The sequence below is a fragment of the Streptomyces sp. NPDC006655 genome (assembly GCF_040703965.1).
Classification (GTDB): Bacteria; Actinomycetota; Actinomycetes; order Streptomycetales; family Streptomycetaceae; genus Streptomyces.
Genome location: NZ_JBEYJU010000042.1, coordinates 17,614 through 43,030, shown reverse-complemented (window position 1 = coordinate 43,030; position 25,417 = coordinate 17,614). Strand labels below are relative to the sequence as shown.

The following is a 25,417-nucleotide window of genomic DNA, read 5'->3' as shown; positions in this document are numbered from 1 at the left end:
CCCATGAGCGTAGTCAAGATCAACGTACTGACCGTGCCGGCCGAGCAGCGGGAGACGCTGGAGAAGCGGTTCGCCTCGCGGGCCCACGCCGTGGAGAACTCGGACGGGTTCGAGTGGTTCGAGCTTCTCCGTCCGGTTGAAGGCACTGACAACTACCTCGTCTACACGCGGTGGCGCGACGAGGAGTCGTTCCAGGCGTGGATGGAGGGCCCCATGAAGGCGGCGCACCAGGGCGGCGGTGCGGAAGGTGGCGAGAAGCCGAAGCCGGCAGCGTCGGGTTCGACTCTGTGGTCCTTCGAGGTGGTTCAGCAGGCCGAACCAAAGAACGCCTAGATCAGAGGCCACCTGATCTTCATCATCGACCCGGTGCACGTTGACAGAGACCACGGGTCCTCCGACTGCGCCATCTGTCGGCTTCCCCGTCGTACGGCCGCTGCCAAGCTCTGGAGGCGCCTCACGGACGCCTCAGCGGTGCGAGTGGGTATGAGCTGTCCTCGGCCGAGGATGGAGCGCATGCAGCAGCGGGGCCTCTTCCTCGTTAAGGGAAGGGGCCCAGACGTGGTCGGGCCTGATAAGCCGCAGACTGCGGCCGGGTCCACGTATTGAGGGCATGCGCGCCAGCGCCAGCCCTCAAGCCGATCTGTGGTGCCTGAACCGCTGGAGTCAACGATCTCCTGGATGTACCACGGTCGAATTTCGACGTTTGCTGCACTTGCGCCTATAACGTCGCCTTCGCAGCGGCCGGTCAACCCTACTTAATGCAGTGCAAACTTGGCCGCTATGGGCGGCCCGTGTCATTTCCGGCACAGAGTGGCTCTGTGCATACCTCAAACCGAGTTGATCAAGCCACCCTGTGAGGATGCTTCGAGACAACCTCGTGATGGATGTGGACTCATTAACCGATCAATGACCACGAGGGGGGAACGAATATGTTGGGCCAAAAAATGGCGGTTGCGGTCATGACGGGCGCACTGATCATGACTGGGACGAGTGCATTCGCGTTCGGGACGAAGAGCACGCAAGTGTCGAACGGGGTCTTGAGTGTGACCGCCCAGGACGGCTGCGACGTCTCTGCCAACTGCAGCCTGCACTACTCCGCCACTACGTACAAAAAGACTGGTGGCAGCAGGGTATCCATTCAGTTGGCATGACCACGTCGCTCAATCTTTTCCTGGACACGTCGAAGACAATCAAGTCAGGGCAGACGGTGTCGCACAGTTGGGGAGGCAAGAGCAAGGCTATCGTCCCGGACTGCAGCATCGTTGGATACATGAAAGCCAGCACCGGCGATTACTACACACCGCCCGTCGACGTCTGTTAACCTCGGCGTTTCGATTGAGGCGAAGTCAACTGCTGGCCGGGAACGGGAAAGTGCCTTCTGAGCTGGGACGATAAACCTTGCCAAGGGGTTCTGTCAGTCCGAGTGGAAGGCACTTTCTGCGTGCAGGCTATCGGTTCGCGTTACTTGGCGTCTCCGCTGACGGAACGGGGGCATCGGACATGTCGGAACACGGCTGCTGGTGGATCTCGCCGAGGCGACAGGAGAACGAAGGCTTTCCTCGCCCATATCCCCACCTGCGCGAACGCGGGATCCGTACATTCTTCTCGGTCGGCTCCCAGATCACCGAGCCGGTTCGCCGCCGCGATCCGGGCTGTCCCCGACCGGTTGTGGTACCCGGCATCGAACCAGGACGGCACTCTCCGGCCAGGTCACCGAACTGACCGGCATGGTGGACCTGACCGGCTGCCCGGCCGGCACCCGTGTGATCGTGCGGCGCGAACGCCCTCACCCGGGCGCCCAACTGTCTCTGTTCGACCGGACGAGAGTCTGCGTCACCAGCTGTTCCTCACCGACACCCCCTATGAAGAGGAGGTCCTCGGCCGGAAGGCTTTGCATCGACGAACTGTTGGACCATGACGACTATAGGTCTGAAGTGGTGCGGTGCCGTCGGCCTCGCTGAACGACATGCCGCTTGATCGGTTTTGACCACGGTTGCTTGTGTTGTGTCGCGATACTGATGCCCTCTGTCCGAGTGTGCGAGCTGTCGCTGGCCCGCGCCCACCACACGGACGACCGATCAGGTCTTGGGCCTCCCCGGAGCGCGATGAGCGGCATGCGGCGGCTCGGGGCAGTACTGGTCAGGACGGGCGGCGCGCCTCCTTCTCTGCCACACGGCCACCGTGATTCGAGGGCCCGGTTGCCGGTACGGGCCGGGCGGGCTCAGGAGCAGTGCTCCGTAGCCGACGGCGGCGCAGACACCGAGTGCGGCGCAGACGGCCCAGAGGGTGTCGGGGCCGAAGCGGTCGATGACGCTGCCGCCGGTCAGCGGGGCGGCGATGGTGGCGGTGGCCCAGGCCAGTGAGTGGACGCCCTGGTAGCGGCCTGTGGCATGGGGCGGGGAGAGCCGGGCGATCAGTCCCATGTTCAGGGGCGAGTGCACGATCTCGCCCAGCGTCCACACCAGCACGGCGATCGCGTAGACGGGCGCGCTCCCGGCGAGTGCGTTCAGACCGAAGCCGCATCCGCACAGCAGCGAGGCCAACACCAGCAAGCGGCCCGGGTCAGGGTGTTCGAGCACGCGGCCGAGGGGCAGCTGTAGGGCCACGATGAGGATGCCGTTCACGCTGATCACCAGGCCGTACTGGGTGCCGGTGAGACCATCGCGGCCCATGGCGATCGGCAGTCCGACGGCCGCCTGCTGAAACACCACGATCAGAAGGAAAGACAGGCCCACGGCCGCCATGAACGGCCCGTCGCGCAGTACGGCCCGCAGCCCGACGGCCCTTTGCTCAGTGACACGCTCCCCCACATCGCCAGAGTCGGCCCTCGTCTCCGGAAGCATGATGAGGATCACCAGCGCGGACAGCAGCCCCGTCGCAGCCTCCACGACGAACAGCCATCGGTAGCCGTGGACGGAAAGGTATCCGGCCGTCGCCGCGGCGACGGCGAAGCCGAGGTTGATGGCCCAGTAGTACAGAGAGAACGCCCGTACACGTTGCGCGGCGGGCACCACGTCGGCCATGACGGTCTGCACCACGGGGCGGGAGGCGCTGCTCGCCGCGCCGGTCGCGCACGCGAACACCACGATGAGCACGGGACGGTCCGCGAAGCCCAGGGCGGTGGTCAGGCCGGCTGCCGTCACCTGCGCGACGAGCAGTGTGGCCCGTCGCCCCACCCGGTCGGCCAGGACCCCGCCCGTCAGCGAACCGACCACGCCACCGGCTCCGAACAGCGCCGCGACCAGCCCGGCGAAGCTCGCCGAGTATCCGCGCCCCGCCGTCAGATACAGCACGAGGAAGGTGGCCGTGAAGGAGCCGAGGCGGCTGATCAGGACGCTGCCCCACAGCCACCAGAAGGAACGCGGTAGTGACGGTCCGGACGCGGCCTGTCTCATCGCCCAGTGGCCGTGGACGAGGCGCCGGCGGCGGGGCGGTGCGGCCCCGTGGTCGCTTCGGAGTGCGCGGCGAGGTGGCTGGTCCCGGCCCCGGCGACGGTGAGGTCGCGCCGCCAGGCGGCTTCGTCGGCGAGGGTTCCTGCGGCGCGGGAGCGGCGGATCTGCGGGGCGTGGGGCAGGGCGTCAGCTGCTTCGGCGACCGGCACCGGGCGGAAGCCGAGCCGCGCCCAGAAGGATTCGGCACCCGTGGAGAGGACGTAGACCGTAGGTGCTCCTTGGGCGGCCGCAGCCGCGAGGGCGTGCTCCACCAGCCGGCGGGCGGCTCCGCAGCCGCGCAGATCCGGACGGACAGCGACGCTGTGCAGCAGGACACAGCGTTCCTGAGGTTCCAGGCTGACCGCCACGGCCGGTCCCGCGGCATCCTTGGTGATCCAGTACCGGGTGCCGGGAGCTGGTGCGTCCTGCGGTGGGAGTCCCTGGCCTGTGAGGAAGGCCGCGAGTTCCTCCGCCTGATCCGCCCGGGCCCCGGGCAGCGGCAGGTGCTTGGCGTAGCAGCGGCTGAGGGCCTTGTGTTCATACGGCGGGTAGTTGGGGATCGGGTGGTAGCCGGCGCGGGTGTACAGCGCGATGGCCTCGGGCTGGTGGACGCCCGTCTCCAGGCGCATCTCGCTGTGGCCGAGCGCGATGGCGGTGCGTTCCGCCTCGTCCAGCAGACGCCTGGCGACACCGCAGCCACGCACCTCGGGCGCGACGTACATGCGCTTGAGTTCCGCTGCCATGTCCGGGGACGGGAAGGGCTGGACGGCACAGCAGCCGACCGGGCGGCCGTCGGCCTCGGCGAGCAGGAACCGGAGCCCACGGTTCAGGTGAGCGCCGCCTGTGCAGGGCTCGTCCGGGTAACGGGCAGCGAGGTCGGCGTCGAGAGCGCGGACCAGCCGCACGATTCTGGGGTCATCGGCCCGGGCTGCGGTGATCGACAGTTCGTGGATGGTCACGGAGTGAGATTCCCTTCGAGGATCAGATCCAGCTGGATCGCCAGGACGCGCCGCTGGAGCTCTGGCGGATAGGCGCCCGGATCGGTCACGGCGTTCAGGGCCAGCCCGTCCAGGCAGGCGACCAGGACGCGCACCCGCCCCTCCAGGTCGGCGGGCTCGGGCCGGCCGGGCAAGGCGGCGCGGACCATTACGGTCAGGCGCCGGATCCAGGAGGCGTGGCTGGCGGTGTGTTCGTGCAGCAGCTCCGGGTCGATACGGGTGGCGAGCTGGAAGTACGACCACACCACCGCCTCCAGCCGCCGCTCTTCGTCCAGCGGCAGCGCCTGCTCGGCCACTGCGTACAGGCCCTCACGGGCGGTGCCCCGCATGGGCATCGCGTCGATTCGGGCGGCCATGCGGCGGTGCATGACCTGGCGGGCATGGGCGAGGAGCGCCTTCTTGTCGCGGAAATAGTGGGTGACCATGCCCGTGGTGCAGCCGGCGGCAGCGGCGACCGCGCGCAGGGTCAGCCCCTCCAGGCCGTTCTCGCCGACCACCTGCCACACAGCCTGGGAGATCTCCGAGCGGCGCTGCTCGTGGTCGATCTGCTTTGGCACACCCCATCCCCTTTCACGAAACAGATGTTACGCAACGAATGTTATGCGAAAGTATGCCCCGTGAGCCAGAGCGATTCTCCGGCAGGCGGACTCCGCCGGGGCCTGTCTGTGAGTTCGCCGCGGTCACGGAGCCGCGACCGCCCTCCTGGCGGACGAGGTGGAGACAAGAAGTCGATGCCGACGGCGGTGCCGACCGACGTGAGGGACGGCGCCGTCCTCGACGTAGAGCACGTCAGAGTCGTACGCGACGCCCGGGAAGCGGTGGTGAAGTCGACGGAGCTCATCCAGTGCGCAGTCGCCCGACGCCCGTCCAGCAGTCCGACGGAGGCCAGCACGTATGCGCCACTGCACAGCGAGACAGCGCCAGGCGCCGGCCCAGCCCGGGTCACGGTTCCCGCTCACACGCCGCAGGGCGCATCCCGCCGTAGTACGTCAGAGCGAACGGCCCGACCAGCCGCCGCGCGGGACCGGAAGTGAGGTGGAAGCACGAAAGTGCCTTCTGAGCTGGGACGATGAACCTTGTCGAGGGGTTCTGTGGGTCCAAGCGGAAGGCACTTTCTGCGTGCAGGCTATCGGTTCTCGTCCCAAGCTCCACGTCTCCACTGACGGTTCGGGGGTGGTCGGCCACGCCGGGGCGCGTTTGCTGGCGGATCTCGCCGAGGCCACCGGTCTGACCACCGCCTACTCCACTGCGCTCAGGCCCCTGCGACCGCGCGGCACCGGACATGATCCAGGCCGGACCGTCACCGATCTCGCCGTGATGCTCGCCGACGGCGGTCAGACGATCGCGGATCTGGCCGTACTGCGGGACCAGGCAGGGGTGTTCGGCCCAGTCGCCTCCACGCCCACGGCCTGGCGGTTGCTCGCTGACACCGACGAGGCCGCACTCGCGTCGCTGCGAGCGGCCCGCGCTTCGGCCCGGGAAGTCGCCTGGCTGCAGGCCGCCGAGACCGGCGAGGGCGTACCCGCTGTCCGGGCCGGTGGACGAGAACTTTCCGCCCTGGTCCTGGACCTCGACGCCACGCTGATCACCTGCCACTCCGAGAAGGAGGCGGCCGCGCCCACCTACAAGGGCGGCTTCGGCTTCCATCCGCTGCTGTGTTTCCTCGCGAACACCGGCGAGGCCATGTCCGGCCGACTGCGCCGGCAACTCTGGAGCCAACACCGCCGTCGATCACATTGCGGTGCTGGACGACGCCCTCGCGCAGATCCCCGACGCTCACCGGCACGGCACTGAGATCTTGGTCCGGGCCGACAGCGCCGGATCCGCGAAAGCCTTCCTGGCCCACATCCGGACCTTGCGCGCGCACGGGTTGGACCTGCGCTTCTCGGTCGGATACGCGGTCACCGAGCCCATCCGCCGCGCGATCCGGACCCTCCCTGAGCAGGTCTGGCATCCGGCCCTGGACCAGAACGGGACAATGCGAGACGGCGCCGAGGTCGCCGAGCTGACCGGCATGGCCGACCTTGCCGGCTACCCGGCCGGTACCCGCATCATCGTGCGGCGCGAACGACCGTACCCGGGCGCTCAGTTGTCCCTGTTCGATCACGACGAGGGCCTGCGGCACCAGGTATTCCTTACCGATACCCCCTACTCCAGCGGCGGCTCCGCGCAGTTCCTGGAGGTCCGCCACCGCCAACACGCCACCGTCGAAGACCACATCCGGTGCGGCAAGGACACCGGCTTCGGCCGCTTCCCTTCCCGCCACTTCGGCGTCAACGCCACCTGGCTCGAACTCAGCCTCACGGCGATCGATCTCCTCGCCTGGGCCCGCGTCCTTCTACTCGACGGCGAACTCGCCGCCGCCGAACCCAAGAAGCTTCGCTACCGGCTGCTACACGTCGCCGCCCGCCTCACCCGCGGCGGACGCCGCCTTCGCCTGCGGATCTCGGCTACTTGGCCCTGGAGACACGAACTGGCCACGGCTTTCCACCGCCTCGCCGCACTGCCCCGACCAGTTGACTGACCGGCCGTCCCCCGCCCACCCGCGATCCGAAAGACCTTGGAGAACCCGGCCACCGCGCCGGAACTCCGCCATGCCCAGGCGACGAAATCGCCTCGGCCACCCAACAGTTGGTGATCAGCGAAGCCGCCTCATCTCAACCGAAACAGCGGGGTTAACCGCAATACCGGTAACTTATGGTTTTGGTGTTCGCTTGACCCGTTTGGGTTTGGTGGCACCAACGATGTTGACGGCCGGGACACTTGGGCGGTCTGCAACGCGGTGGGCGGCGCGTTTGAGGGGCCAGCTGGCGACTTTGCGTTTGATGACGCGGGGGTTGGCCCGGCGGCGTCGCCGTGGCAGGAGGCGTTCGAGGAGTTCAGCGTGGGTGGCTTTGACCGCGCGGGCGAGTCGGCCGGGGGGAAAATGCCGCCTGGTCGGTGACCTGGCGGCGCACGACGCGCAGTGAGCGGGTGAAGGAGATCCGGTCGGGGTCCCGGTCGGCTTGTCGTGCGGCCTGGTGCATCAGGTGCCGGATCGCGTGGTGGACGAGCAGGAAGCCGTAGAGTTCCTGCTCGGCCCCGTCAGGGTGCTGCGAACGCGGTACCAGGTGCGGCCCGCCGAGGTGGGTCTTGATCTCGTCGAGGGTGGACTCGAACTCCCATCGCTGGGCGTAGAGGGCGGCCAGTTCCGCGGCCGGGGCCGTGTCCGGGTCGAGGATCGTGGTGATGAGCCGGTAGACGCCCTCGTGGCCGGCGATGGTGTATTCCACTGCGTGTACTGGCACTCCATGACGGGTGTGGTGGATGTCGCTCCGATCGAAGATCTCGGTGAGGTAGGAGCCGTCCGGCAACTGCTCGACCATCGGCAGCACGAGGTCTTTGCGGACTCGCCACAGCAGGTCCGCCCCGGTGGCCGCGGCGGTGCGCCACAGGTCCACGCCGTAGAAGCCGCGGTCGGCCAGCAGCAGCATTCCCGGGCGCAGGGACACCAGGACCGCCCGGGCCAGAGCCTGCTCTCCGGTCCGCAGACCTCCGTTCGCGGCATCGAAGACGGCGTGGGTACCGCACTCCACCGGGCCGACCATGCGCAACTGCGGGTAGCCGACGTCCTGTTCACCACGCCCGGAGCGGGGCGGACGGCCGAACGCCTCCACGTTCGCCTTCGTGTCGGGCAGGTCGAATGTGGTGCCGTCGATCGCGGTCAGCCGCCAGTCGCGGTAGAAGGCGCCCTGAGTGCCCGGTGTGGCAACCGGACGGCACACCCGCGCGAACAACCGCTCACCAGATGACTTCGACTGACCCGCTCTTGCCACGCCAACAACAACGACCGGATTGCCCCTAAGTTGCCGGTATTGGGGTTAACCGCTATGGTGCGACGCCCGGGGAGCGAACCTCACTCCCTGGGTGCTGCGCCCGTAAGGTCATCACGTGATTGAAGCGTCCATCGCGGCCATTCCAGGTTTGGTTGCCTCCTTCCTGGCAATTGCCGTCCTGCTAGGCCTTCCGACAGCACTGGTGGCGAAAGCTCGTGGCAAGCCCTGGCCGCTGCGAACCGCGCTGGCGGTCTACCTGTCTGGCATTATTGCTGTGACCCTGCTCGCCGGCAATGCCGGCCTGAAGCCGGGACAGTGTGATACCGGGGCCCCCATTCATCTGCTGACGTCGGCGAGTTCCCTGTTAAACATCGCTCTTTTTGCTCCTGGCGCATTCCTGGCTGTCCTACTGTTCAGGCGGCCGGTGACCGTCGCGGTTGCGTTCGTCATCCTGAGTGCGGCGGTGGAACTGACCCAGGCTGTGGGCAATCTCGGACGCGCGTGCAGTGCTACTGATTTCGTGGCCAACGGGACCGGCGCCGTGTTCGGGGCAGCTGCTGGTGCCGCCTGGCTGTATGGGCGGAGGCAGGCAACGGCTAAACCTGTTCGCGACCTCGTCTGGGGCGTTGCCGTAGCGATGATCGGTGCCCTGGGCGTAGCCGGGGTTTTCCACGATCGGATCAAGCCTGTGGACGTTGTCGCGCAGGACGATCGGACTCACAGCCTTGTGGAATCCTCTGCCCTTGCAAACGAGTGGATCACTTCCACCGCCAAAGGAATCTTTGGTAGCGAAACCGAGGTACGTCAGTCCGAAACTGAGAAGCAGGGTGACCACTTGCGAATCAGTGTCCGGACCAATCGCGGCAGCGTGTCTGGCTGGTGGCCTGACAAGACCTTGGAGAGGGCTTGGTCTTCGAATACGCGGGGAGACGAGGGCAAACTCAACGAGAGTGAGGTTGCCGAAGCAGCTGACAAGTTCGCTCGCCACTGGTTCCCGGAGGACGTGGTTGGAAGCAAGCGAGCGATCCGCTCCATAGGGGATGGCCCAACTCGTGCCTATACCGTCACCTATCGGCGATATATGGGTGGCGTGATGATGCCGATGCGGCTGACTCTCACCATCACAACAACTGCTCGTGTCATTGGATTTACAGCTAGGTCGGTTGAAGATCCGAAACTTCCCAAGGTTACGGTAGGCGAGGCGAAGGCCCGAAGTATCGCAACGAAGAAAACCGGTCGGGCGACTGAGGCGGCACTCCTACTGGCGCAGAAGGTGTCCGATTCATGGAGACCTGTCTGGATTATCGGAACCGGGAAAACTGACGTCACGGTCGACGCTTCGACCGGCGCGGTGGTAGCCGACACTGAGATACCTGAGAAAGCTGGCTGAAGCATAACCACCACTATTCCCTGCCGTATCCGTATGGCAGGGAATATCTTGCGTGTGTACTTATTTCTCCTCCGCGTGGGAGATTCTAAGTCACTCTTGTGTGAGCGGAGTATTCCCCTGGGAGGCCCGCATCTGGATGCCTTTCTCTACTGTATAAAGGGAGCTTGCTCAGAAAGACAGCTCAGGGTTGGCAGCGCCTCGCTTGATGGTCATAACCTGCTCGTGGAAGTCGCGTGTGGCGGTCTCACGCGGGTAGCGGGACCTGAGTTCCTTGTCCAGTTCGTCCGCGACTAAAAGCAGGGACGGGCGGGATTTGCGGTCGGTTTCGAGGGCTGTGGTGCCCATGCCGATGGCTTCTTCGATCTCGCCCATGCGGGCGGCGGCGACTCCGAGGGTGAGGCGGGCTTCTGCGGCGCGCATCGGTGAGATCTCGGTGCCGTCCGGCCCGGTGCTGATGCGGATGACCGATCGAGCGTGGGCGGCGGCGCGCTCGACGTCTCCGAGGAGACGGTAAGCGTCCATCTCGTAGAAGTCCCACTTGTCAGGGTCGATGATGAAGTGGTGTTCGGGGTGGGCTGGCTTGGGGAGTCGGTCCAGGCGGGCGCGGCCGGCGTCGAGGGAGTCGCGGACCAGGCGGCGTCTCCCACCCAAGGAACCGGTCATGGGTCGCGGCATCCGGCCTGCGGGTGCGCGGCGCGGATCCCTCGCCCGTGACTGCCTGGCGGTCGCGATCGGGGCCGGACTGGTGCGCAGTGCCGCCTGTGGCGACGACGGCGGGAGCGGGGGCGACCGGCTCAGCGTCGGCGTCCGGCTGCCGGGCGGCGGGGCCTCGCGGTCCGGGCAGTTCGACCGGCCGCTCATCGAGCAGGAGCTGAAGCGGCTGGGCCCGCACTGCCCGGCGCCGGTCGTGGCGGCCACCCCTGACGCCGACGTCCAGCAGCCACAACTCCAGGCCCTGATCACCCCGGGCGTGAACGTCCTGGTCGTGGCCGCCATCGACCCCAAGGTGCCGCGTTCGTCGGTGGAGGCCGCGCACCTGCCGGCATTCCGGTCGTCGCCTGTGACCGGCCCGCCCAGGGGGCCGAGGCCGCGGCCGCCGGCCGGATGGCCGTCGCCCTGGGCCGCGGCGAGCCCGTCGGCTCCGTGGCCACCGGCACGACAGGCGGCGCGATCAAGGACACGCTGGTGAAGGACGGTATATACCGCGTCGATCAGACATGTACGCCTAAACTCCGGTCCGCCTGCGGCAAGGCCGGACTCACCCGATGAGCCCGTCGCACGGGTGAGGGAGGTGGTGGCCCCGTGGTTCAGCCCCTGCTGGCGCTGCACGGCGTCTGCAAGCGGTTCGCTGCCGTCGAGGCGTTGGTGGACGTCGACCTGGAGATCAGGGCCGGAGAGGTGGTCGCGCTGATGGGAGGCAACGCCGCCGGGAAGTCCACGCTGGTCAAGGTGATCTCCGGGGTCGTGACCCCGGACAAGGGCGCCATCGAGTGGGAGGGCCGCCCCGTCCAGATCAAGCGCCCGCACGACGCCCGCGCCCTCGGCATCGCGACCGTCTACCAGGACCTCTCGATGTGCGGGAACCTCGACGTCGTCGGCAACCTCTTCCTCGGCCGGGAGATCCACCGCCGCGGCGTCCTGGACGAGGCCGAGATGGAGCGCCGCGCCCGCGAGGTCCTGCGGATCCTGCCCCTGCACATCCCCGACGTACGGGCCCCGCTCGCCACCCTCACCGGCGGGCAGCGGCAGGTCGTCGCGATCACCCGGTCCTTCCTCAGCGAGCCCCGTCTGCTGCTCCTCGACGAACCCACCGCCTCCCTCGGCCTCGAACAGGCCAACCAGCTCCTCGACCTGATCGACGACCTCCGCGACCGGGGTACCGGGGTGCTGCTCATCAGCCACAACATGGGGGACATCAAGGCGGTCGCGGACCGGGTCGCCGTACTGCGTCTCGGCCACAACAACGGCCTCTTCAAGGTGGGGACCACCTCCCAGGAAGAGATCATCGGCGCCATCACGGGGGCGGCGGACCACTCCGGCCGGCCCCGCCGTCCTGCCGACCCGGAGGAGACCTGGCCGTGAGAGCGGGTGCCGGGGCCGGCCCACGGGATACGCGGGCACGGCACGCCGACAGCTGCACAAGGGCGGCCTCGGGACGGGGCGTGGGTCGGGTGAATTGTTGCTGCCCCGGGAGGCCTGAGCCGTAGGGCCGGCGAGCCGTGTCGCTGCCCCGGAAGGCCCCGTAGGTCCGGCGAGCCGTGTCGCTGCCCCGGAAGGCCGGCCGTAGGTCCGGCGAGCCGTGTCGCAGACTCGGGAGGCCTGGGCCGTAAGTCTGGCGAGTCGTGTCGCGGACTCGGCGCGTCGAGGCTGGGCGGCGGCCGAGGTGTCGGCGGGGGGAGAGGTTCGGGTGTGGCCCGGATCACGGGAAGGCGGTGGGGCGTGCCGGACAGCTCAGTGACGTGAGCACACATATGCGTACCCGGGTACGGGCCGGGGAGCCGAGCGCGTTCGCGGAGCTGTTCGACAGCTACGCGCGCGCCGTCTACAACCACGCCTTCCGGCTGACCGCCGACTGGTCGGTGGCCGAGGACGTGATGGCCGCGACCTTCCTGGAGGCGTGGCGGCTGCGCGACCGCGTCGACCCCGAGGGCGGTTCGCTACGTCCCTGGCTGCTGGGCATCGCCACCAACACCGCCCGCAACCAGTACCGCAGCAACCGCCGGTACCGGGCCGCCGCGAACGCCGCGGCGGCGGCGCAGCTGTCGGTGCCCGACCACGCGGACGAGGTGGCCGCCCGCGTCGACGACCGGCACCGCCTCGCCGCCGCCCTCACCGCCCTCGGCCGCCTCCGGAGACCGGAGCGCGAGGTCGTCACGCTCTGCCTGGGCGAGGGCCTGGACTACGAGGCGGCGGCGGAGGCGCTCGGCATCCCCGTCGGCACCGTGGCCTCCCGGCTCTCCCGCGCCCGAAGAAAGCTGCGCGACCTCGCCGACCCCGCGCCCGCCGCTCCCCCGTCGGCCGGCCCACCACCGAGGAAAGTCCGCGGAATCCGGGAAGGCGACCGCCGCTCCCGACAGACAAGAGGTGATCACACCCACGTGATCCGGCCCGCACAGGAAGGAAGACGATGACCGCGAACACCTCCCGTCACCACCCGGCGCAGGGGGACCGCAGCGCCGAGCTGCTGTCCGCCACCGCGCGGGACCTGCCGCCGGGCCGCCACCGGTTCCACAAGGAGCGACTGATGGCCCAGATCCACGACACGCGGCAGCCGGAGCGGACCCCGGCCCCGGCGCCCCGGCGCCGCCGGTTCCCCCGCCCGGCCGTCGCCCTGCCTCTGACGGCGGCCGCACTGACGGCGGCGGTCGTCGCGGGAGTGACCCTCTCCGGCAACGGGGGCAACGGCGTGCGGGACGCCGGCCCGGCCCTCACCACCACCATCGGGGCGGCCAGCAGCAAGGGCGTGCCCCAGCTGCTCGACCAGATCTCGCTGGCGGCCGCCCGGACCTCCCACCCGGACGTCCGGCCCGGCCAGTACGTCTACCTCAGGTCCAGGTCCGCCGAGTCCTACGTCAGGCACGTCGGCGACAAGTCCTTCCTGGCCGTCCATCCCCTGCACACCCGGCAGACCTGGATGTCCCCGGACGGCTCCAAGGGCTGGCTGATCGACCCGGCCGTCGACGACAACCCGGAGGGCGAGACCCTGGACCGCCCCGACGTCCGGGGCCAGACCCCGAAGCCGTCCCTGAACAGCCCGTCGTACGACTACCTCGCCAAGCTCACCACCGACCCCGACAAGCTGCTCGCCAAGATCTACAAGGAGACGAAGGGCCAGGGGAACTCCCCCGACCAGGAGGCGTTCACCACCATCGGCGACCTCCTCGGCGGGAGCTATCCGCCGGCGGGGCTGTACCCGGCGCTTTTCAAGGCCGCCGCGAAGATCCCCGGTGTCGTCGTGGTCGACGACGCGACGGACGCGGTGGGCCGGCACGGTGTGGCGGTGGCCCGGCTCGACGAGACCAGCGGACAGCGCGAGGAGTGGATCTTCGACAGCAGGAGCCATGTCTTCCTCGGCGAGCGCTCCGTCCAGGTGCGCCAGAACAGCGGCGCCGACGGCCTGATCACGCCCGGCACCGTCGTCTACACCACCGCGATCCTCGAACGCACGGTCGTGGACGGCATCAGGCAGACCCCCGCCGCGACCTCCTGACCACCAAAGGGGCAGGGGGGCCGCCCACGGTCGGTTGAGCGGAAAAGGACACGGCGGGATCCTTGGAACGGGTGCGGGTACCCGGACACCCGGACACCCCGGAGGCACCATGGACGCACGCGTACCGGAGGACCTGGCGGTCGTGGTCGACGCCGGCGGGGCGGTCCTCGTGTGGAGTGCGGGCGCCCGGCACCTGCTCGGGTACGAAGCCACCGAGGTCGTCGGCCGACCGGCCCGGTCCCTGCTCGCCGGGCGCCTGCCCCCGTCCGCGCGCCGCCACCTCGCCGCCGGGCACCGCTGGTCCACCGAGGTGGCGCTGCGGCACCGCAACGGCGACCGGGTCGTCGTACGCCTCCAGGGCATCCCGCTGACCGCCGGGCCCGGCCGGCCGCTCTGGCTGGTCACCGGCGCGGCGCGGACGACCGTGAGCGGACGCGGCGAGGCGGGCGCGGCAGCCCTGTGGGACCTCACGCTGGCCCAGCTGCCGATGCCGGTGGCGATCTACGACCGGGACGCCCGGCTCGTCACCGCCAACGAGGTCATGACCCGCATCATGGGCCTGCCCGTCGCGGAGATGCGCGGCCTGACCCTGCGGGAGATCGAGCCCGGGCCGCCCTTCGACGAGTACGACCGGTTGCAGCGGGAGGTGCTGCGCACCGGCCGGACGGTCTTCCACGAGCAGCACGGCCAGGCGCCCGGCGAGACCCGCGAGCACGCCTGGTCGATGTTCTTCTCCCCGTTGAGGGACGAGACCGGCGCGGTGCAGGGCCTGTCCGCGGTCGTCTTCGACACCACCGAGCAGTACTGGGCCCGCCGCCACCTGGCCGTCCTCAACGACGCGAGCATGCGCATCGGCAGCACCCTGGACGTGGTGCGGACCGCCGAGGAACTGGCCGAGGTGGCCGTCGGCCAGTTCGCCGACTACGTCACCGTCGACCTGCTGGAGTCCGTCGCCCTGGGCGACGAGCCGGAACCGCTGCCGCCGGGCCGGTCCCTGACCGTACGCCGTACCGCGCAGCGGTCGGTCCTGCCGGGCTGCCCGGAGTCGGTGGCCGCCCGGGGCGACCCGGTGCACTACCTGGTGGACTCGCCCCCGATGTGGGCCCTGACCGGCGGCCGGGCCACCCGCCACAGCCCCGGCGACCCCGGCATGCGGGAGTGGATCGCCGCCTCCCAGGCCCGCGCCGACGCCGTCGCCCGGCACATGATCCACTCGGTGCTGTTGGTGCCGCTGCGCGCCCGGGGCGTCACCCTGGGCCTGGTCCACTTCCTGCGGCACCGCACGCCCGAGTCGTTCACCGAGGACGACCAGCGACTCGCGGAGGAGATCGTCGCGCGGGCCGCGGTGAGCGTGGACAACGCCCGCCGCTACACCCGCGAGCGCCGTACCGCCCTCGCGCTCCAGCGGAGTCTGCTGCCGGGTCCGCCGCCGAGTCTGGCGGCCACCGAGGTGGCGTACCGCTATCTGCCCACGGGCTCGGGCGCGGACGTCGGCGGCGACTGGTTCGACGTGATCCCGTTGTCCGGCGCCCGGGTCGCGCTGGTGGTCGGCGACGTGGTCGGCCACGGCGTCGGCGCGTCCGCGACGATGGGGCGCCTGCGTACGGCGGTACGGACCCTCGCGGACGTGGACCTGGCCCCCGACGAACTCCTGACCCAGCTGGACGACCTGGTCATCCGCCTCGACCCCGAGGAGACCCCGGTGTTCCCCGGCCGTCAGAAAGGAGCCGGCGGGGCCGGCGGGGTGGGGGCGGGTGAGCCGGGGGCGGCTCTGGGGGAGGTCGGTGCGACCTGTCTCTACGCCGTCTACGACCCGGTGAACCACCGCTGCACCATGGCCAGGGCCGGGCATCCGCCGCCGGCCCTGGTCACCCCCGACGGCCGGGTGCGCTTCCTCGACCTCCCGGCCGGACCCCCGCTCGGCCTCGGCGGTCTTCCCTTCGAGTCCGTCGAGGTGGACCTGCCGGAGGGCAGCCTGCTCGCCCTCTACACCGACGGTCTGGTCGAGACCGCCGACCACGACATCGAGGTGGGCCTGAACCTGCTCCGCGGGGCCCTCGGCGGGCCGGCCGTGCCCCTGGAGGACCTGTGCGACCAGGTACTGCGCACGGTCCTGACCGACCGCCCCGCCGACGACATCGTGCTCCTTCTGGCCCGCACGTCCGCCCTGGACACCGCGAAGGTCCGCACCTGGCAGCTCCCGCAGCATCCGGCGGCGGTCGCCGGGGCCCGCAAGATGGCGGGCGAACAGCTGGAGGCCTGGGGGCTGACGGACGCGGCCTTCGCCACGGAACTGATCGTCAGCGAACTGGTCACCAACGCGGTCCGCTACGGCGAAGGACCCATCGCCCTCCGCCTGATCCGTGACGCGTCCCTGATCTGCGAGGTCTCCGACGGCAGCAACACAGCCCCCCATCTGCGCCGCGCCCGGGTCTACGACGAGGGCGGCCGGGGCCTGCTCCTGGTCGCGCAGCTCTCGGAACGCTGGGGCAGCCGCCAGACCCCGACCGGCAAGACGATCTGGGCGGAACAGGCGCTCCCCGCGCAGGCGTGACGGCTCACCGCGCCGCCGGCGGTTCCCGGCGCAGCGAGTCGACCACGGCGGTCACCACGGCTCTGGCCCGGCCCGGTGTCCCCGGGCGGCGGCGCCCACCACCACCGCCGGGGGACCGACCGGCATCGCCCGCGGCTGGGCTCCCCTGGCCCCCTCACTCAACCCTGCTGGTAGACATGGCTGTTCACTCACTCGGACAGCAGGGGAGAGCACCATGCCCGAGCAGTACCCGCCCGTCGAACCGTACGCCCGTGGGCTCCTCGAGGTCGGTGACGGGCAGCGGATCTACTGGGAGACCAGCGGCAACCCCGACGGCAAGGCCGCCCTGTGTGTGCACGGCGGACCGGGTGGCGGCGGGCGCCGTCACAGTCGCCGGATGTTCGACCCCGAGGTGTACCGGATCGTCCTCTTCGACCAGCGCGGCTGCGGCGAGAGCCTGCCGCACGCCTCCGACCCGGCGGTCAGCCTCGCCGCCAACACCACCGACCACTTGATCGCCGACATGGAACGGCTGCGCGAGCACCTGGGCGTCGACCGCTGGCTCCTCTACGGCGGCTCCTGGGGCTCCACCCTGATCCTCGCCTACGCCGAACGCCACCCCGAGCGGGTCTCCGAGATCGTCATCGCGGGTGTCACCATGACCCGGCCGGAGGAGACGGACTGGCTCTACCGCGGTGTCGGCCGTCTGCTCCCCGGCCCCTGGGAGGCCTTCCGCGACGCCCTGCCGGCCGCCGACCGCGACGGTGATCTCGTCGCCGCCTACGACCGGCTGCTCAACAGCCCTGACGACGCGGTCCGGGCCGCGGCCGTCCGCGCGTGGGCCACCTGGGAGGACGCGGTCGTCGCCCACGAGACTCTGGGCAATCCCGGTGCGTACAGCAACCGGCCGGACGACGCCCTGGTGGCCTTCGTCCGCATCTGCGCGCACTACTTCTCCCACGACGCCTGGCTCGAGGACGGCCAACTGCTGCGGAACGCCCACCGGTTGGCCGGTATCCCCGGGGTCCTGATCCACGGCCGCCTGGACATCGGCAGCCCGCTGAAGACGGCGTGGGAACTGACCAAGGTCTGGCCCGACGCGGAACTCAAGGTGATCGACGACTCGGGCCACACCGGCAGCCCCACGATGCGGAACACGATCCTCGCGGCCATCGCACGGTTCGGGGAGGGGAGGGTGGGGGCGGCCGCCCCCACCCAGGAATAGCCGTCACGCGACCCCACGTTGCCCCGGTCATGACGACGAACGCGCCACGCCCCGAGGTACTGCGCTACACCGCCTTCTCCAGCACCCCCGACGGCGGCAACCCCGCCGGGGTCGTCCTGGACGCGACCGGCCTGGACGACGGCGACATGCTGGCCATCGCCGCCGACCTCGGGTACTCGGAGTCCGCGTTCCTGACCGCGCCCCCGGACCGGCCGGCCGACGGGGCGGAACGGGCCTACCGCATCCGTTACTTCAGCCCCAAGGCCGAGGTGCCGTTCTGCGGGCACGCCACCATCGCGACCGCCGTGGCACTCGCCGAGCGGACGGGCCCCGGCGAGCTGGTGTTCGCCACCCGCGCCGGCACGGTCCCGGTGACGGTGACCGAGGAGGACGGCGCGATCCGGGCCACGCTCACCAGCGTCGAGCCGCACACCGAGGCGATCCCCGCCGCCGACCTCACGGAGGCGCTGGCCGCGCTCGGCTGGCCGGCCGCCGATCTCGACCCCGCCTTCCCGCCGCGCGTCGCGTTCGCGGGCGCCCGCCATCTCGTGTTCGCGGCCGCGACCCGGGCCCGCCTCGCCGACCTCGCCTACGACTTCGCACGCCTCGAAGCCCTGATGCACCGCCTGGACCTGACCACGGTCCAGCTGGTGTGGCGGGCGTCGGCCACCGTCTTCCACGTCCGGGACCCCTTCCCGGTCGGCGGGGTCGTCGAGGACCCGGCGACCGGCGCCGCGGCCGCCGCGTTCGGTGCGTACGCCCGTGAGTTCGGCCTGGTTCCCGAGGACGCGGTCCTCACCCTGCACCAGGGCGAGGACCTGGGGCGCCCCGGCGAACTCACGGTCACCCTGCGCGCGGGCGACCCCCGCGTCCGGGTCAGCGGCACCGGCGCCCGCATCGACTGAAGCCCCCACTCGGCACCGGTTCCGGCGGGACATCCCCGGCATACCCGCCGGAACCGGCCAGGGACTCGCCCCTTGGCGCATGACATGACAGGGGACCTGATGCCGGGCCCAGCAGGGGAGTCGGCGGACAGCCGCGCCCTGCATGGACGGCGTCCGGGGGACGGCTTCCGGGGAACGCCTGGTTCCGCGTGAGCCCGGGGCGCCCGCGCGGGAGTTGACCGACCGGCTCGGTGCGCCGGTCGCCGTGTGCTGCTCGAAGGGCGCAGCGCCGTGCCACCTCAACGGCCGCCTCGGCCGACGGCTCTCGCGACCAGTCGTCGATCACATCTCTGAATTTTCTTTACATCCATGAATCTTGACGCGCTCGCGACACGCTTCTAGCTTCCAGTGGAAAGCGCTTACCGCACCCTTCGGAACGCAACCGAACGGAGACAGCGATGCACGTGAGACCACTCATCACGGCCGTCGGCCTGGTCGCCGGCACGCTCGTGGCGTTGTCCGGCACGCCCGCGCAGGCCGCGTCCACGGTGCTGTACGTATCGCCGAGCGGCACCGACAGCGCGGCCGGTACCCAGTCCGCGCCGACCACGCTCACCTCGGCGATCAGCCGGATCGCCGCCGGCGGCACGATCTACGTGCGCGGCGGGACGTACCACTACTCCGCCACGGTGACCATCCCGGCCGGCTCTGACGGGACCGCCGGCGCCCGCACCACGCTCTCCGCCTACCCCGGCGAGACCCCGGTGTTCGACTTCTCGGCGCAGAGCGAGAGTTCGTCCAACCGGGGCGTTCAGCTCTTCGCCAACTACTGGCATCTGTACGGCCTGACGGTCGAGCACGCCGGTGACAACGGGATCTACGTCGGCGGCAGCGGCAACGTCGTCGAGCGGACGGTCACCGCGTACAACCGCGACACCGGCCTCCAGCTCGGCCGGATCTCCTCCACCACGCCCAGCAGCGCGTGGCCCGCGAACAACCTGATCGTCAGTTCCGAGTCGCACGACAACGAGGACAGCGGCGGCGAGAACGCCGACGGGTTCGCGTCGAAGCTGACCACCGGCACCGGGAACGTCTTCCGGTACGACGTCTCGCACAACAACATCGACGACGGCTGGGACCTGTACACCAAGACCGACACCGGCGCGATCGGCCCGGTCACCATCGAGTACTCGCTCTCCTACGGCAACGGCACCCTGACCGACGGCACACAGAACGCGAACGGCGACCGCAACGGCTACAAGCTCGGCGGCGACGCCATCGCCGTCAACCACGTGGTGCGGCACGACATCGCCTACGGCAACGGGCACCACGGGTTCACCTACAACAGCAACCCCGGCACGATGGCCGTCTCGAACAACGTGGGCATCGACAACGCCGAGCGCAACTTCTCCTTCGACAAGGGCACCTCGGTGTTCCGCACCAACACCTCGTGCCGGTTCTCCGTCAGCGGCTCGAACGACAAGACCGTCGGCGACGTCGACAGCTCCAACCAGTTCTGGACGGGAACGAACGGCTCCCGCTGCTCCTCCTACGCGGGCGCCCTCGGCTGGTCCTTCGCCTCCGGCGGCCAGCTGAACGTCACCTTCGGCGGCAGCGTCGTGAACCCGTAGCCCGGCACGGCCCAGGTGGCCCGGGTGTCCACACCCTGTGGACACCCGGGCCGTCCGTTCGTCCGGGCGATCAACCGGCGTGCCCCGGCGCCGCGGTGACGCCCCGATCGGTTTCGGCCAAGAATTTTCAAGCGAAGATTTGAACTGAACATAAGAGAGTCATTAGTGTCTGTTGCCCCGAACCTCTGCTCGGAAGGAGTTCGCCTCCGTGGCGTCCCACCGTCGTCCCAAGCAGCCGAGCCGCGCTCGGGTCACCGTGCTCACCTCCGCCGCCGCTGCCGCCGTGGCCCTCTCCGCCCAGGCGGCCAACGCGGCACCCAGCGAGAAGCCGAGCAAGAACGAGGTCAAGTCCCGTGTGGACAAGCTCTACGAGGAGGCCGAGCAGGCCACCGAGAAGTTCAACGGGGCCAAGGAGAAGCAGGAGAAGCTCCAGAAGCAGATATCCGCGCTGCAGGACTCGGTCGCACGCGGTCAGGACGAGCTGAACGCGCTGCGCGACGGCATCGGCTCGATGGCCACCGCCCAGTACCGCAGCGGCGGCCTCGACCCGTCCCTCCAGCTCTTCCTCTCCTCCGACCCGGACAGCTACCTCGACAAGGCGTCCACGCTGGACCAGTTGAGCAGCCAGCAGGTCGAGACGCTGAAGAAGATCCAGGCGAAGCAGCGCGAACTGGCCCAGGAACGCGCCGAGGCGTCCGGCAAGCTGAAGGACCTGGCCGCCACCCGCACCGAACTCGGCCAGAAGAAGAAGGAAGTTCAGGCCAAGCTCGCCGCGGCACAGAAGCTGCTCAACAGCCTCACCGCCGCCGAGAAGACCGCCCTCGCCGCCGAGCAGGACCGTGCCAGCCGCTCCTCCAGCGAGCGCGTGGACCTCGGTGACGACACCTCCGCCACCGGCAGGGCCGCCGCCGCCTTCGCCGCCGCCAAGACCAAGATCGGCACGCCGTACGTGTACGGCGCCACCGGCCCGTCCTCCTACGACTGCTCGGGCCTGACGTCCTGGGCCTACGCGCAGGCCGGCGTCTCCATCCCGCGCACCTCCGAGTCGCAGGCGACCATCGGCACCAAGATCTACTCGGCCTCGCAGCTCCAGGTCGGCGACCTCGTCTTCTTCTTCAACGACCTGCACCACGTGGGCCTGTACGCGGGCAACGGGCAGATCCTGCACGCCCCGCGCACCGGCACGGTCGTCCGCTACGAGTCGATGAGCACCATCGGCGGCCCGTTCATGTTCGGCGTCCGCGTCTGACCCGGGTCATCCGAACGAGGTCGAACTACAGCGCCCCGTAAGGGGCTCTGGGGGCACCCCCGGCCGGAGGCTGGGGGAGGAACTGCGCGATCAGCCACATCGGACCGTCGCGGGACATCGGTGCTCAGCCGTCCGCGGCGCCGTCGTGGCTTGTCGCGCAGTTCCCCGCGCCCCTTACGGGGCGCTTTTTTGCTCAGGCCTCCGTTTCGGGGCGGCCCTCGGTCGCCCACAGGGTGTGGAAGGTGCCCTCCCGGTCCGTCCGCCGGTAGGCGTGTGCGCCGAAGTAGTCGCGCTGGCCCTGGAGGAGGGCCGCCGGGAGACGGTCCGCGCGGAGGGTGTCGTAGTGGGCGAGGGCCGCCGAGAACGCCGGGACCGGGACGCCCCGGCGGGTCGCGGACGCGACGGTCTCGCGCCACGGCACCTGCGCGTCCGCGATCTCCTTCGCGAACTCCCCCTCCGCGAGCAGGCTGACCAGGTCGGGGTCGGCCCGGTACGCCGCGCGGATCCGGTCCAGGAAGGACGCCCGGATGATGCAGCCGCCCCGCCAGATCCGCGCCACCGCACCGAGGTCGATCTTCCAGCCGTACTCGGCGGCGGCGTCCTGGATCATCGTCCAGCCCTGGTCGTAGGCGATGACCTTCGACGCGTACAGGGCGTGCTCGACACGGGACGCGAAGCGGTCGGCCTCGGTCGCGCTGAGCGGTGGCGTGGTGCCGCCCGGCAACCCGGCGTAGGCGGACCGCAGTTCACGGCGCCCCGAGGCCGCGCGGGCGAACGTCGCCTGGGCGATGGCGGTGACCGGCGAGGCCAGGTCCAGCGCGGTCTGCACGGTCCAGCGCCCGGTCCCCTTCTGCCCGGCCGCGTCGGCGACCACGTCGACGAAGGGGGCCCCGGTCGCGGCGTCGACGTGGGCGAGGACGTCGGCCGTGATCTCGATGAGGTAGGAGCCGAGCCGGCCGCCGTTCCACTGGCGGAAGATGTCCGCGATCTCGGCCGGCGCGTATCCGCCGACCTGCCGCAGCAGGTCGTAGGCCTCGGCGATGAGCTGCATGTCGGCGTACTCGATGCCGTTGTGGACCATCTTCACGAAGTGCCCGGCACCGTCGGCGCCGACGTGCGTGCAGCACGCCTCCCCGCCGACCTTGGCGCTGATGTCCTCGAACATCGGCCCGAGGACGGCGTACGACTCGACGGACCCGCCCGGCATGACCGCGGGCCCGTGCAGCGCGCCCTCCTCGCCGCCGGACACCCCGACGCCCACGAAGTGCAGCCCCTTCTCGCGCAGGGCGGCCTCGCGGCGGCGGGTGTCGGCGAAGTGGGCGTTGCCGCCGTCGATGACGATGTCACCGGGTTCGAGGAGCGGGACGAACTCGTCGATGACGGCGTCGGTGGCCGCGCCCGCCTGCACCATGATCATGAGGCGGCGGGGGCGTTCGAGGGCGGCGACGAACTCCGCGGCGCTCCCGGCGCCGACGAACGTGCCCTCGTGGCCGTACTCGTCGAGCAGCGCACGGGTCCGGGCCGGCGTGCGGTTGTGGACGGCGACCGGGTAGCCGTGCCGGGCGAAGTTCCGGGCCAGGTTGCGGCCCATCACGCCCAGGCCGGTCACGCCGATGGCTGCGGATGCGTTCACGGGGGACTCCGATCTGCGGTCGAACGCTGACGTGCCCGGAGGTACGGGCGGACGGTGGGCGTCCGTTCAGACCGGGCCGGTGTCTCGCACAAAGTTCGAAGATGTCCGCAGCGCCCGCACCGCCGTGCCGCAACGGACAGACTGCACCCCATGGTTCGTCTGAGGTTCGTCCTGGTCACCGCGCTGGTCGCCCTCCTGCTGCTCCCCGTCTCCCGCCCGGAGACCCCGCGCGCCCCCGCCCCCGGCCCCTTCGGGGCGTACCTCGGCTACGGCGCCGACGGCGTACGGCGGGTGCGCGCGCTCGGCACGTGGCTGGGCCACGACGAACCGCGCGTCGGGCACACCTACCTGCCCGGTGACGTGTGGCGGAACATCGAGGGCGCCCCCGGCTTCGTCCGGCTGTGGGCGCGCTGGCGGCGGGCCGAACCGGACCGGCTGCTCGTCCTCAACGTGCCCATGCTGGAGCGGACGGAGGAGCACCTGCCGGACGCCGAGGTCCGCCGCCAACTGCTGGTCGGGGCGGGCGGGTCGTACGACGGCCACTTCCGGGCGCTGGCCCGGCGGCTGGTGGCGGTCGGCGCGCCGGACACCGTCGTCGTCCTCGGCTGGGAGATGAACGGGGTGACGTACACCCACCGCTGCGGCCCCGACCCGGACGCCTGGAAGGCGTACTGGGTGCGGATCGTCACGGCGATGCGGTCGGTGCCGGGCCAGCGGTTCCGCTTCGACTTCACGCCCGACCGGGGCCGGGACGCGGTCCCCTGGACCCGGTGCTACCCCGGTGACCGGTACGTCGACATCGTCGGGATGGACGCCTACGACGCCCCGCGCGGGCTCTCCTTCCCGGAGCAGGTGACGGAGCCCTACGGGCTGCGGGCCCAGGTCGACTTCGCGCGGGCCCACGGCAAGCCCGTCTCGTACCCGGAGTGGGGGCTGTACGAGAACGGGGACGACCCCGCGTACCTGCGGGGCATGTTGGACTGGTTCGCGAGCGCCCGGCCGGTGTACCAGACCCTCACCGACTACTGTCCGCACGGAGTCTGGGGCTGCCGCAGCAACCCCAGGTCCACGGCGGTGTACCGGTCCCTGATGAGCAGTCAGGGATGAGCAGCCGGGTGAGCAGCCGGGGTGAGGAGCCGGGCGCGTCAGGAGGAGCCGGCGCTGGACGGGCCGAAGAACTCGATCTCGGCGATGGCGACCTGGGTCTCGGCCGACGCCTGGTACGACGACTCGATCGTGAAGCGGACCGAGACGACGTCCGCCGCGCGGAAGCCGCGGGTCTGACCGCCGGCCGTCTGGTCGAGGACCAGCTCGCGGTCCTCGGTCTTTCCGTCGGCCGTCTTGATCGTCGCCTTCAGCCGGTGCGGCAGCGCCGACTTCTTGAGCTGGTCGAAGTGGGTCGACTCGCCCGAGGTGAAGATGACGTTCAGCAGCCGGGTCGGCTCGTCGAAGCGGGCCTCGATCCACTCGCCCTGGCCGGACTGCGTCACACCCGGACCCCACCAGGTGTTGTTCAGCTTGTCGAAGGCCAGGTCCGGCTTGTGGCCCGCGTACGAACGGGACGCGCTGACGCGGTCCGGGGGGACCTGGACGCGCTTGGCGAAGTGGTCGCGGGTGGCGCTGATCGCCTTCGGCGTGTTGACCGCGAGGACCGCGACGACACTGAGGAGGAGGGCCACGCCGATCCAGGTGAGGACGCGGTCGAAGGTGCGGCGCAGGCGGGGGCGGTCGCCCGCCCACGGGGTCTCGCGGTTGCGGAAGTCGAGGATGCGGCGCCACCAGGGGCGGGGGGCCGACGAGGAGGTGTCGGGGTGGCCGGCCATGGGCATGGCGCAGCGGGTGCAGAAGTGGCGGTCGGGACGGTTGGGGGTGGCGCACCAGGGGCAGGGGGTGCCGCCGTGGGCGCCGAGGTCTTCGCCGGGGGCGCGTACGGAGGTGGGGCGTTGGGGGGTGGGGCGGCCGGGGAGGACGGGGGTGACCGTGGCGGGGGCCGGGGTGGGGGTGGGTTCCGCCACCGGGATGAGCAGGCGGCGGGCGCGGTCGTGGGCGTCGTCGCCTTCGGCGGGCGGGGTCTGAGGGGGTTGCGTCGTCTCGTCGGCGGCTTGAGGTGTGGGGATGGTGGGGGCGTCTGGGGTCGTGGAGTCCGTGCGGGTGGGCTGTGGCTGGTCGCGCAGTTCCCCGCGCCCCTGAAGGGGCGCTGTCGTGGACGTTGCCGAGGAGTCGCCGTGGCCCTGAAGGGGCGCTGTCGTGGACGTCCCCGAGGAGTCGCCGTAGCCCCGAAGGGGCGCTGTCGTGGACGTCCCCGAGGAGTCGCCGTGGCCCTGAAGGGGCGCTGTCGTGGACGTCCCCGAGGAGTCGCCGTGGCCCTGAAGGGGCGCTGTCGTGGACGTCCCCGAGGAGTCGCCGTGGCCCTGAAGG

At 70.3% G+C, this 25,417-nt stretch carries 19 protein-coding genes and 1 pseudogene; 13 read left to right on the top strand and 7 right to left on the bottom strand.

Features of this window, described 5'->3' with window-relative positions; all coding sequences use genetic code 11:
* The first annotated feature begins 3 nt into the window (after window positions 1-3).
* A complete protein-coding gene (locus AB0958_RS24065; RefSeq protein WP_366892527.1) occupies window positions 4-333 on the top strand; it encodes an antibiotic biosynthesis monooxygenase in 330 nt (109 codons plus the stop codon).
* Window positions 334-2,078: 1,745 nt separating this feature from the next.
* On the opposite strand, the gene AB0958_RS24060 is transcribed toward AB0958_RS24065, so the two are convergent.
* From AB0958_RS24060 to AB0958_RS24050, 3 genes are read right to left on the bottom strand one after another with little or no spacing between them, the layout of a single operon-like run.
* Window positions 2,079-3,395, bottom strand: a complete 1,317-nt coding sequence (locus AB0958_RS24060) for an MFS transporter (protein ID WP_366892526.1) — start codon at window positions 3,393-3,395, stop codon at window positions 2,079-2,081.
* Window positions 3,392-4,390 (bottom strand): GNAT family N-acetyltransferase, encoded by a 999-nt coding sequence (locus tag AB0958_RS24055; protein WP_366892525.1) that lies wholly within the window; start codon window positions 4,388-4,390, stop codon window positions 3,392-3,394. The genes AB0958_RS24060 and AB0958_RS24055 overlap by 4 nt, the downstream gene beginning before the upstream one ends.
* Entirely contained in the window at window positions 4,387-4,986 is a 600-nt protein-coding gene (locus tag AB0958_RS24050; protein ID WP_366892524.1) for a TetR family transcriptional regulator C-terminal domain-containing protein, read from the bottom strand. The genes AB0958_RS24055 and AB0958_RS24050 overlap by 4 nt, the downstream gene beginning before the upstream one ends.
* 532 nt (window positions 4,987-5,518) lie before the next feature.
* Between AB0958_RS24050 and AB0958_RS24045 the strand changes: the two are divergent.
* Window positions 5,519-6,953 (top strand): annotated as a pseudogene (locus tag AB0958_RS24045) (IS1380 family transposase).
* Between the two features lie 355 nt (window positions 6,954-7,308).
* On the opposite strand, the gene AB0958_RS24040 reads toward AB0958_RS24045, so the two are convergent.
* Window positions 7,309-8,244 (bottom strand): IS4 family transposase, encoded by a 936-nt coding sequence (locus AB0958_RS24040; RefSeq protein ID WP_366892523.1) that lies wholly within the window; start codon window positions 8,242-8,244, stop codon window positions 7,309-7,311.
* Window positions 8,245-8,359: 115 nt separating this feature from the next.
* Between AB0958_RS24040 and AB0958_RS24035 the strand changes: the two genes are divergently transcribed.
* On the top strand, window positions 8,360-9,634 hold the full coding sequence (locus tag AB0958_RS24035; protein WP_366892522.1) for a VanZ family protein: 1,275 nt from the start codon (window positions 8,360-8,362) through the stop codon (window positions 9,632-9,634).
* 168 nt (window positions 9,635-9,802) lie between these two features.
* On the opposite strand, the gene AB0958_RS24030 is transcribed toward AB0958_RS24035, so the two are convergent.
* Window positions 9,803-10,297: a hypothetical protein gene (locus AB0958_RS24030; protein WP_366892521.1), complete on the bottom strand. Its 495-nt coding sequence runs from the start codon at window positions 10,295-10,297 to the stop codon at window positions 9,803-9,805.
* Between AB0958_RS24030 and AB0958_RS24025 the strand changes: the two genes are divergently transcribed.
* From AB0958_RS24025 to AB0958_RS23985, 9 genes are all read left to right on the top strand, one after another.
* Entirely contained in the window at window positions 10,296-10,823 is a 528-nt protein-coding gene (locus AB0958_RS24025; protein ID WP_366892520.1) for a hypothetical protein, read from the top strand. The two genes, AB0958_RS24030 and AB0958_RS24025, sit on opposite strands and share 2 nt — an antisense overlap.
* 113 nt (window positions 10,824-10,936) lie before the next feature.
* Window positions 10,937-11,716, top strand: a complete 780-nt coding sequence (locus tag AB0958_RS24020; RefSeq protein ID WP_366892519.1) for an ATP-binding cassette domain-containing protein — start codon at window positions 10,937-10,939, stop codon at window positions 11,714-11,716.
* Window positions 11,717-12,105: 389 nt separating this feature from the next.
* Complete coding sequence (locus tag AB0958_RS24015) at window positions 12,106-12,765, top strand: sigma-70 family RNA polymerase sigma factor (protein WP_366892556.1); 660 nt, start codon at window positions 12,106-12,108, stop codon at window positions 12,763-12,765.
* Window positions 12,762-13,844: a CU044_5270 family protein gene (locus AB0958_RS24010; RefSeq protein WP_366892518.1), complete on the top strand. Its 1,083-nt coding sequence runs from the start codon at window positions 12,762-12,764 to the stop codon at window positions 13,842-13,844. The genes AB0958_RS24015 and AB0958_RS24010 overlap by 4 nt, the downstream gene beginning before the upstream one ends.
* A gap of 109 nt (window positions 13,845-13,953) precedes the next feature.
* Window positions 13,954-16,398, top strand: a complete 2,445-nt coding sequence (locus AB0958_RS24005; protein ID WP_366892517.1) for a SpoIIE family protein phosphatase — start codon at window positions 13,954-13,956, stop codon at window positions 16,396-16,398.
* Window positions 16,399-16,612: 214 nt separating this feature from the next.
* The gene (gene pip / locus AB0958_RS24000) at window positions 16,613-17,602 is read left to right on the top strand and encodes a prolyl aminopeptidase (protein WP_366892516.1); all 990 of its coding nucleotides are present in this window, start codon (window positions 16,613-16,615) and stop codon (window positions 17,600-17,602) included.
* Window positions 17,603-17,631: 29 nt separating this feature from the next.
* A complete protein-coding gene (locus tag AB0958_RS23995; RefSeq protein ID WP_366892515.1) occupies window positions 17,632-18,507 on the top strand; it encodes a PhzF family phenazine biosynthesis isomerase in 876 nt (291 codons plus the stop codon).
* A 437-nt stretch (window positions 18,508-18,944) separates the two neighbouring features.
* Entirely contained in the window at window positions 18,945-20,117 is a 1,173-nt protein-coding gene (locus AB0958_RS23990) for a right-handed parallel beta-helix repeat-containing protein (protein WP_366892514.1), read from the top strand.
* Window positions 20,118-20,325: 208 nt separating this feature from the next.
* Window positions 20,326-21,366 carry an NlpC/P60 family protein gene (locus tag AB0958_RS23985; protein WP_366892513.1) on the top strand — a complete coding sequence of 347 codons (1,041 nt, stop codon included), beginning with the start codon at window positions 20,326-20,328 and terminating at the stop codon, window positions 21,364-21,366.
* Between the two features lie 193 nt (window positions 21,367-21,559).
* Here AB0958_RS23985 and gndA read toward each other — a convergent pair whose 3' ends face one another.
* Window positions 21,560-22,999: an NADP-dependent phosphogluconate dehydrogenase gene (gene gndA, locus AB0958_RS23980; protein WP_366892512.1), complete on the bottom strand. Its 1,440-nt coding sequence runs from the start codon at window positions 22,997-22,999 to the stop codon at window positions 21,560-21,562.
* Window positions 23,000-23,149: 150 nt separating this feature from the next.
* Between gndA and AB0958_RS23975 the strand changes: the two genes are divergently transcribed.
* Window positions 23,150-24,106, top strand: a complete 957-nt coding sequence (locus AB0958_RS23975; RefSeq protein ID WP_366892511.1) for a glycosyl hydrolase — start codon at window positions 23,150-23,152, stop codon at window positions 24,104-24,106.
* A gap of 38 nt (window positions 24,107-24,144) precedes the next feature.
* Here AB0958_RS23975 and AB0958_RS23970 read toward each other — a convergent pair.
* Window positions 24,145-25,417 (bottom strand): zinc ribbon domain-containing protein (locus tag AB0958_RS23970; RefSeq protein WP_366892510.1); only part of this gene is annotated, 1,273 nt, incomplete at its 5' end.

What these genes read in the sequence shown, in the direction of transcription:
- AB0958_RS24065 (WP_366892527.1), top strand. Translation starts at nt 4, where the DNA reads ATGAGCGTAGTCAAGATCAACGTACTGACCGTGCCGGCCGAGCAGCGG.
- AB0958_RS24060 (WP_366892526.1), bottom strand. Translation starts at nt 3,395, where the DNA reads ATGAGACAGGCCGCGTCCGGACCGTCACTACCGCGTTCCTTCTGGTGG.
- AB0958_RS24025 (WP_366892520.1), top strand. Translation starts at nt 10,296, where the DNA reads ATGGGTCGCGGCATCCGGCCTGCGGGTGCGCGGCGCGGATCCCTCGCC.
- AB0958_RS24030 (WP_366892521.1), bottom strand. Translation starts at nt 10,297, where the DNA reads ATGACCGGTTCCTTGGGTGGGAGACGCCGCCTGGTCCGCGACTCCCTC.
- AB0958_RS24015 (WP_366892556.1), top strand. Translation starts at nt 12,106, where the DNA reads ATGCGTACCCGGGTACGGGCCGGGGAGCCGAGCGCGTTCGCGGAGCTG.
- AB0958_RS24010 (WP_366892518.1), top strand. Translation starts at nt 12,762, where the DNA reads ATGACCGCGAACACCTCCCGTCACCACCCGGCGCAGGGGGACCGCAGC.
- AB0958_RS24005 (WP_366892517.1), top strand. Translation starts at nt 13,954, where the DNA reads ATGGACGCACGCGTACCGGAGGACCTGGCGGTCGTGGTCGACGCCGGC.
- pip (WP_366892516.1), top strand. Translation starts at nt 16,613, where the DNA reads ATGCCCGAGCAGTACCCGCCCGTCGAACCGTACGCCCGTGGGCTCCTC.
- AB0958_RS23995 (WP_366892515.1), top strand. Translation starts at nt 17,632, where the DNA reads ATGACGACGAACGCGCCACGCCCCGAGGTACTGCGCTACACCGCCTTC.
- AB0958_RS23990 (WP_366892514.1), top strand. Translation starts at nt 18,945, where the DNA reads ATGCACGTGAGACCACTCATCACGGCCGTCGGCCTGGTCGCCGGCACG.
- AB0958_RS23975 (WP_366892511.1), top strand. Translation starts at nt 23,150, where the DNA reads ATGGTTCGTCTGAGGTTCGTCCTGGTCACCGCGCTGGTCGCCCTCCTG.